The following is a 7,347-nucleotide window of genomic DNA, read 5'->3' as shown; positions in this document are numbered from 1 at the left end:
CGTCACGAAGCGCAGTCAAGATGCTGCGCGTCACGAAGCGCAGTCAGGGTGTTGCGCGCTCGTCGGCGGCCTTCATGTATTTTTCGAGGATGGCCGTGACGCGAGCGCGGGAAGCCGCCGCGTCCGCGGCGCTGCGCTCCACCTCGGCCACTTCCGTGGCAAGGCGCGTATCCTTCACCGACTCCTGCAGCCAGCGCGAATAGTCGCCCTGGCGCAGGTGATGCAGCCAGGTCTCCTCGTCCACCCCCATTCCGATCTGCAGGAACAACGGCAGGTTCTGCGCGCGCAGGTTCAATTTCTTCTGCGCGCCGCGGAAATAGAAGCTGCGCTCGGCGGGCAGCTGGCCTTCCACCAGGCGCCGGCGATGCTGCTTGCGCTCGGCTTCGCTGGGCTGCATGGCAAAGCGAAGCGGCGCCTCGGCCGTGCGCCGCATCCACGCTACTGCCTCGCCGGGTCGGAGGGAAAAATGCGCCGGCACCGCGCAGGCGAGCCCCAATGGACCACAGTACTTCGCCAGGGTCGCGGTGGGATTGGCACCGATTCCGATCAGCGCGTCCACCGAGCCGAGCACAGCCGGGCTCATGCTCTCCGGGTGCACGCTCACGTACATCATGCTGCTGCCGAAATCGTTCGGTTTGAGGGCAGCGTCGGAATCCTCCGCGGGTAGCAGGAATTGCGCCTCGCCGACAAGGATCCAGTGCGGGCGCCCGCAGGTCGCGCGCAACGTGGCGAGCTGCGCGACCAGTTCCTTGAACGCGGCGGGCCGCTCATCGGCGGCGAGCCCCGACAGATTGATCACGACGTTGGTATGCGGGTTCTCCAGCGCGGTCACCACTTCTTCGGGGCTCGGCTCGCGTTCGGCGCTGCCCAATACGACAGCCCCGGGCAAGTCGGCATAGTCGCCCTCCGGATCGACCGCGCAGTATTGATAGCCGTTCTCCGCCAGCCGCTCGAGAATGCCGGCTGCGTAGACCGATTTGCCGCTGCCCGAAGGTCCGGCGAGGAGCACGTTGCAACGCGCCGGCGCGATACACAGCGGCGTGCGATCTTCGCGGTGACCGAGCAGAACGCCGCGCCGTGACGTCCCTTGCGCCCAGGCGCGCAGGTCATCGGCGAGGATAGCGTCCATCAGCTCCGAGACCGCGGCGCCGTGCGCGAGTGCACTGGTGCGGTCCGCATCGCGCTTGAGCATCGGCAGCGCGTTCGCGACCGCCACGCCGAACTCCGCCGAGCGCAGCAGCGCATGATCGTTTTCCGCATCCCCGATCGCGGCCACATTGCGGGCGGAGAGCTTCATGTCGTCGAGTGCCGCCGCCAGGCCGCTCGCCTTGTTCACGCCCGCGGGCAGCACCATTACCGCACCCTTGTTGAAGATCACCTGCAGCTCGAGCCCCAGATCGCGTATGGTCTCGAGCACGATCTTCTCGTTGGGCGTCACGGTCGCCACGATCGAGGCGCCGACCGAGAGCGGATCGACGCCGCGGCGCACCAGCTCGGAAACGAATTCGGGCGGCGGCGGTATGCCCAGAGGCTTGCGTGCGCCGGTGCGCGGATAGAACAGCAACGCCCCGTTCTCGGCGACGACCCGGTCGAACACGCCGATCTCGGGAAAGATCCCGATCAGCTCTTCCAGCTCGCGTCCCGTGACCAGCAGCAGCTTGCGGCCCGATGCCGCGAAGCGCTTGAGTGAGCGCACGGTTTCCGGAAAAACCCGACCCTGCGAGGCCAGGGTGCCGTCGTAGTCGACTGCGAGCGCAGCGAACCGCATGCCGCTAGGCCCGCTCGCAAGTCACCGCCCGGGCTACAGGACACTCAACCTGCATGGTGCTGCGGCGATCGAAGCGACGAGGAGTAAGCGGCCGCAGTCGAAACGGCGCCGACGTCTCCAGCCGGTGTCCGCGCAGGCCGCACGACCGTGCTTCCGGTTGCGTTCGTCGTTGCCGCGGGCGTGCGACCTTGCATGGCGGCCCGGCGCGCTTGCTGCCTGGCTGCGTAGTAGCTCCATGCGCTGTGCCCCAGCGCCCAAGGCGATCCATAGCGCGAGCGCGCGTAGGCGAACAGAGCACTTCCAATCAAGCCGCCCAAACCCACCTTCGCGGTGGTGTCGGCGGTCTGGGCCTGCGACTTCGATCGTCGCGGGCGCCTGGGCCTGGTGAGCTCGCCCAGAACGAAACCGACTGCGAGGGCAGCGACCAGCCCTTTGGGCGAAGAGGCGACGTCGCGCGTCCTCGCAGTCAGGTCTTCAGCCTGAGCGACCAGCGCTTGCCTGTCGCGGACGAGCCGCGACTCGGCTTCACGGATATCGTCGTCGTATCTTGTGCTCATGTGGGTTCCCGGACGCTCGCCGCTTCGTCGCCGCGCAGCTGACGCAAGGTTGCCGCAAATGGCGGCTCCGAAAACATGTGGCGCATTCGCAGCGCCAGTATCGCCCCGGCTACGATGTTGAGTGCCGCGGCTGCGGCCAGGGCGGCGACCCAGGATGCGCCCGTGCCGAGCATCCAGACGATGCCGGCGGCAACCAACGCAAGCCAGGCGGTAACCAGCAGAATCGCGGCCACCATGCCATAGCACAGCATCCAGGCGAAGCGAACCGCGGCGAGCCGCGCGTCCAGCACGGCCAGTTGCAAATAATCCGACGACAGCGTTCGCGATTGCCGCAGCAGCGAACCCGCGAGCCGACCGATGCGTGAACGCGGCTCGCCGGCGCCGTGAGGCGAGCGCGGCTCGCCAGTGCTATCGACGCTGGCGAATGGCTCGCCATACACGCTCTGTTGCATCGCCGATCAGCGGAAGTGGATCAGACGGCTCAGGAGGAAACCGGCCCCGACGGCGATCCCGACGGCGGTCACGGGATGCGCGCGCACGTAGGCACAGCCCTGCTCCTTCCATTCCTGCGCCAAGTGGCCGTACTTGGTATCGCCGACATGGTGGACGCGATCCGCTGCCGAGGACGCCGCGGATGCAACGCGGTCCACCGTGTGATGGGCCGATTGCGTCAACCGGTCGATGCCCGCGTGCGCCTTGTCGGACACATTGGAAGCCGAGCTGCCCATGCCGCTCGTGGTGTTCGAACCTACCGTGCTCTGTTGCATTTGCATCTCCTTGAAAGGGATATCGCCTGCAAGGGAGTGCACGCTGCGTGCCCGCGTGGAGGACTGGCATAACGCCGGCCTTCTTGCCAATGCGTCGCGTACGCACGTGGCCCCTAATGACGTGACTCTAGGCGATCGGCATCACTCGCCGCGACTATGAGCCCGAGATCGGTTGCGCGCGTTTCACTCAGGCGCGTTTGCGCGCCTGTTTTCGCTCGGACGCGTTTGCGCGCTTTTTCCCGCGTGCCTTCGTGCGCGTCGCGCGCTGCTTGCCGCCACCCTTCGTGTCGCGCTTGTCGAGGCTATCCTTGAGCAACGCCATGAGATCGATGACCTGGGCCGTCTTGCGCGGCTCGCTCGGTTGCTCCGCTGCGGTCAATTCGTGAGTCTTGCCGGCTTTTGCTTTCGCCTTGATGCGCGCCATGAGGTCCTCGCGATACGTGTCGTGGTAGCGCGCGGGGTCCCAGCGTTCGCTCATTTCCTCCACCAGCCGCTCGGCCATTTCGAGCTCCTTCCTCGACACCCCGAGCTTGTCGAGGCTGGCGCCCGGAAGCTTCAACTCGTCGCGCGGCCGGATCTCCGATTCGTAGCGCACGGTATTGAGCAGCAGCATCCGTTCGACCGGGATGAGCAGCGCGAGATGCTGGCGCGTATGTAGAACGACCGATCCCAACCCGACCTTGCCGGTGCGCTCCAGCACCTCGCGTAGCAGCGCATAGCCTTTGTCGCCGCGCTTGCCCGGCTCGAGATAGTAGGGCCGCTCGAAATAGCAGGGCGGCACCTCGGCAGCCTGCACGAAGGCGAAGATGTCGACGGTCTGCGTCGCCTTGACGTTCGCCTGGCGCATGTCCTCTTCACTCACGACGACGTAGCGGCCCTTGCTGTACTCGTAGCCTTTGACGATGTCCGCCGCCGCGAGCTCCTTGCCTGTGCGCTTGTTCACGCGCCGATAACCCACCGGAGCGTAATCGCGCTTGTCGATCAGGTCGAGATCGAGCTGGTTCTCGCTCGAACCGCTATGCAGGTTCACCGGGACGTTGACCAGCCCGAACGAGATCGCGCCTTTCCAGATCGCGCGCGGCATGCGTTGTTCTTCTTGACCGGATCGGCGCCAGTTCCACGCGGCGCGTATGGACGCCGCCGAGGCTGCGCGCCGATCAGAATCCGCTCGGCTGGATCGTGGCGGCGTGGTCGACCGTCTTCGGCTTCTGGGGCGTGCCGCGCGGTTCGCAGGCCACCAGCGCAAGACACACCAGCAGGGCGATCAGAGCTTGCTTTTCCATGCGCACCTCCATCGATTCCGACTCCGACTGCGCAGATGCAGGCGACATGCCCGGGCGTGCGAGGCCGGGACGGCTGTGCGGGCATCGGTCTTGCGTCGAGTGGCAGACTACCGCAGTTATTTTTTTTCGATTCATGGAGTAACGCGATGGCCAAGCTCGTCACCGGACGAATCGATGATGCCGATGAACTGCAACGCACACTGACCGCGCTCGCCGAGGCAGGATTCGACCCGCGCGAATACGGCACCTTCTATGTAGGTCCCGCCGGCCAGCACGACATCTTCCCGATCGGCGGCGACGCCTATCGCGACAAGGCCACCGAGGAAAGTGCCGGTGGCGCTGCGACCGGCGCCGCCATGGGCGGAGCCGCCGGCCTCGCTATCGGAGCAGTAGGTGCCGTCGCGCTGCCGGTGGCGGGAATCGCAGCCGCGCTCGCCGGCGCGGGCGTGGGCGCCTATGTAGGCTCGCTCATGGGTGCGATGTCCCAGGCACACCATGCCGAGCGCAGCGAATCCACGCAGGAACATCCGGTGGAACCCCAAGGCGGCGTGAGGATCGCCGTCAACGTGGAGCGCCTCGGAACCGAAGCTCGCGCCATGGAAATTCTGCGCAATGCCGGCGCGGAAGACATCGTGCCGGCAGAAGGCGAATGGCGCGATGGTCAGTGGAAGGATTTCGACCCGCGCGTGCCGGCGGATCAGACGCGTGAGTGATCGCGGGACAGAACTGCTGCTGGAACGAGGCGGACACTTGCTCGAGTAAGGCGGCAGTCGCCAGGATTTCGGTAAACCGGCGGCTCGCGCACCCTGGCCCTCGGTTCCAGCAAGCTGGCGCCGACATTCCGCAAAGAAGTATGGACGAACGTCTACTATCCAGCGATTCGCGCCCGGGACTTGAACGAGGCCAGCGCCGAACCTTTTCGCCCTCGCTTCAACGAGCTTCAGGTTCCGGGGAGCATTGCTCCGCCGGAACCGGTCACTCAACGCGCGCCCGGCCGCTCAGGAGTCGCCGGGGAGTCGCCTGAAACTCAGCCTGCACCCGTGGCGTTGAGCTTGTTGTCCACGTCCTTCACGCCATCGACGCCCCTCGCGATCTGAACCGCTTTGTCGATCATGTTCTTGCTCGGCACTTCGCCCTTCAGCGTAACGGTGCCGTTGGTCGTGTCGACGTTGATTTTGGTGCCATCGACGTCCGACTCGGCCAGCAACGCCGCCTTGACCTTGGCCGTGACGGTGGCGTCGTCCACGGTCTGGCCGGCCGTGCGATCGGTGCTGTCGGCGGTGCTCGCGGGCGGGGTGGTGGCCGATGGGGCGCCCGCAGTCTTATCGGGCGCCGTCGGCGCAGTGGCCGGCGGTGTCGGTGGTGTGGTGGTATCCGCAGGCGGGGTCGTGGTCGTGTCGGACGCGCGGCCCATGGTGGTGGTATCGGCTTCGCGATCGCCGCAGCCGGTCAACCCGGCGAGGGCCAATGACACCGCTGCAGTCATCAGCGCGGTACGGATCTTCATGATATCTCCTTGTGGTTGCGTTGAATGGCACGGTGCGTTTAGCAATGCTGGTGCCCGGTTGCCGTTCGTACGCGCCATCGACCCCCGGCACGTGCATTGCATTACCCCCGCGACGGCGCCCGCGAATTGCCGTTGCACGCCGAATTCCCGAATAGAAACTTGGGACTGGAAACGAGATGGCCGCAAGCAGGTTGGCACCACCCGAGGCACCGGCGCCTGCCGGACAGCCCTCCCCGACGCAAGGCGCGTCCTCGCCCCGGCTGGGCCCGCTGCTCGCTTCTGCATTCGACGTCACCTCCTCCGTGCGTTACGCGCTATGGGTCCTGGTGCTGATCGCGATCGCCTGCATTCTCTATCTGACTGCTTCGCTGCTTTTGCCGATCATGGTGGCAGGCACGCTCGCGTTGCTGCTTTCTCCCGCGGTGAGCGCATTGAATCGGTTGCATCTGCCGCAACCGGCGAGCGCCGGAATCGTGATGCTGCTCGTGCTCGTCCTGCTCGGCGGGCTTGCGATCAATGTCGCAGGCCCCGTGCAGCGTTGGATCGAAACGGCGCCCAACCACCTGCGCCGGCTCGAGAACCGAATTTCCGCCTTGATGGTCCCGGTGGAGGCCGTGCGGGAAGCGACCGAAAAGGTAAACGCGATCGCGGCCGACAACTCGAAGCCGAAGCCGCGCGAAGTCCTGGTCGAGCGCGCAGGTTTCAGTTCGGCGCTGAGCTTCACCGTCAACACGCTGATCATGGTGCTCAGCACGGTGATGCTCGCTTACTTCCTGCTCGCTTGCGGCGACGTCCTGATGCGAAAGATCGTCACCGTCACCCCCGATCGGGAAGACAAGCTACGCATGCTTCAAATCGCGCGTACGATCCAGAGCGAGATCGGCCGCTATTTTGCGACCATCACACTGGTCAACATCGGGCTCGGCATCGCGACCGGGCTCGCCATGTGGATGCTCGGCATGCCGACGCCGATCGTCTGGGGCGTCGCCGTGGCGCTGCTGAACTTCCTGCCCTATATCGGACCGCTGATCGCCACGGTCATGCTGGCCGCGGTGGGTTTGCTGACATACGATTCGCCTTGGGGAACGCTCGCCCCGCCCGCCGCGTTCCTGCTGCTCAACTTCATCGAGGATCAGCTCATCCTGCCCTTCCTGCTGGGCCGCAGTCTGCGGCTCAATCCCGTCGTCATTTTCCTTTGGGTGCTGATCTGGGCGTGGATGTGGGGCATCGGCGGGATTCTGATCGCAGTCCCCTTGCTGGTCGCCGTTCGCATCTGCGCCGAGCGTCTACCCAAGTTGAGGCCGCTCGCCGTCGTGCTGTCTCGCTCCTGATCCGATAAAGCTTTCGCAACGGTCACTGTTGTCCAAGACAGAAATGACGTTGGGCCGTCCGTAGGTGTAGGGTATGGATGAATTGCGAGAGACATCCAATCCACACCGAGAACGGAGGCCCAACGTGAAGGCAT

At 65.5% G+C, this 7,347-nt stretch carries 8 protein-coding genes; 2 read left to right on the top strand and 6 right to left on the bottom strand.

Going from position 1 to position 7,347, the window contains the following annotated elements; all coding sequences use genetic code 11:
• Nucleotides 1–43: 43 nt before the first annotated feature.
• From GEV05_04510 to GEV05_04490, 5 genes are all read right to left on the bottom strand, one after another.
• Nucleotides 44–1,768: an HAD-IIB family hydrolase gene (locus GEV05_04510; GenBank protein ID MPZ42663.1), complete on the bottom strand. Its 1,725-nt coding sequence runs from the start codon at nt 1,766–1,768 to the stop codon at nt 44–46.
• A 44-nt stretch (nt 1,769–1,812) separates the two neighbouring features.
• Nucleotides 1,813–2,325: a hypothetical protein gene (locus tag GEV05_04505; protein MPZ42662.1), complete on the bottom strand. Its 513-nt coding sequence runs from the start codon at nt 2,323–2,325 to the stop codon at nt 1,813–1,815.
• Nucleotides 2,322–2,777, bottom strand: a complete 456-nt coding sequence (locus GEV05_04500) for a hypothetical protein (protein ID MPZ42661.1) — start codon at nt 2,775–2,777, stop codon at nt 2,322–2,324. Before GEV05_04500 ends, GEV05_04505 begins: the two co-directional genes overlap by 4 nt.
• Nucleotides 2,778–2,783: 6 nt before the next feature.
• On the bottom strand, nt 2,784–3,092 hold the full coding sequence (locus tag GEV05_04495) for a DUF883 domain-containing protein (protein MPZ42660.1): 309 nt from the start codon (nt 3,090–3,092) through the stop codon (nt 2,784–2,786).
• Between the two features lie 187 nt (nt 3,093–3,279).
• Entirely contained in the window at nt 3,280–4,176 is an 897-nt protein-coding gene (locus GEV05_04490; GenBank protein MPZ42659.1) for a Ku protein, read from the bottom strand.
• A 345-nt stretch (nt 4,177–4,521) separates the two neighbouring features.
• Here GEV05_04490 and GEV05_04485 point away from each other — a divergent pair, with 345 nt between their 5' ends.
• A complete protein-coding gene (locus GEV05_04485) occupies nt 4,522–5,088 on the top strand; it encodes a hypothetical protein (protein MPZ42658.1) in 567 nt (188 codons plus the stop codon).
• A 314-nt stretch (nt 5,089–5,402) separates the two neighbouring features.
• Here GEV05_04485 and GEV05_04480 read toward each other — a convergent pair whose 3' ends face one another.
• Nucleotides 5,403–6,167, bottom strand: a complete 765-nt coding sequence (locus GEV05_04480; GenBank protein ID MPZ42657.1) for a BON domain-containing protein — start codon at nt 6,165–6,167, stop codon at nt 5,403–5,405.
• On the opposite strand from GEV05_04480, the gene GEV05_04475 reads away from it, so the two are divergent.
• Nucleotides 6,059–7,213 (top strand): AI-2E family transporter, encoded by a 1,155-nt coding sequence (locus GEV05_04475; protein ID MPZ42656.1) that lies wholly within the window; start codon nt 6,059–6,061, stop codon nt 7,211–7,213. The genes GEV05_04480 and GEV05_04475 overlap by 109 nt on opposite strands.
• The last annotated feature ends 134 nt before the right edge of the window (nt 7,214–7,347 follow it).

Source organism: Betaproteobacteria bacterium (assembly GCA_009377585.1).
In the GTDB taxonomy this organism is placed as follows: Bacteria; Pseudomonadota; Gammaproteobacteria; order Burkholderiales; family WYBJ01; genus WYBJ01.
Note: the sequence above shows the minus strand (reverse complement) of the source record. Positions and strands in the feature narration are given on the sequence as shown.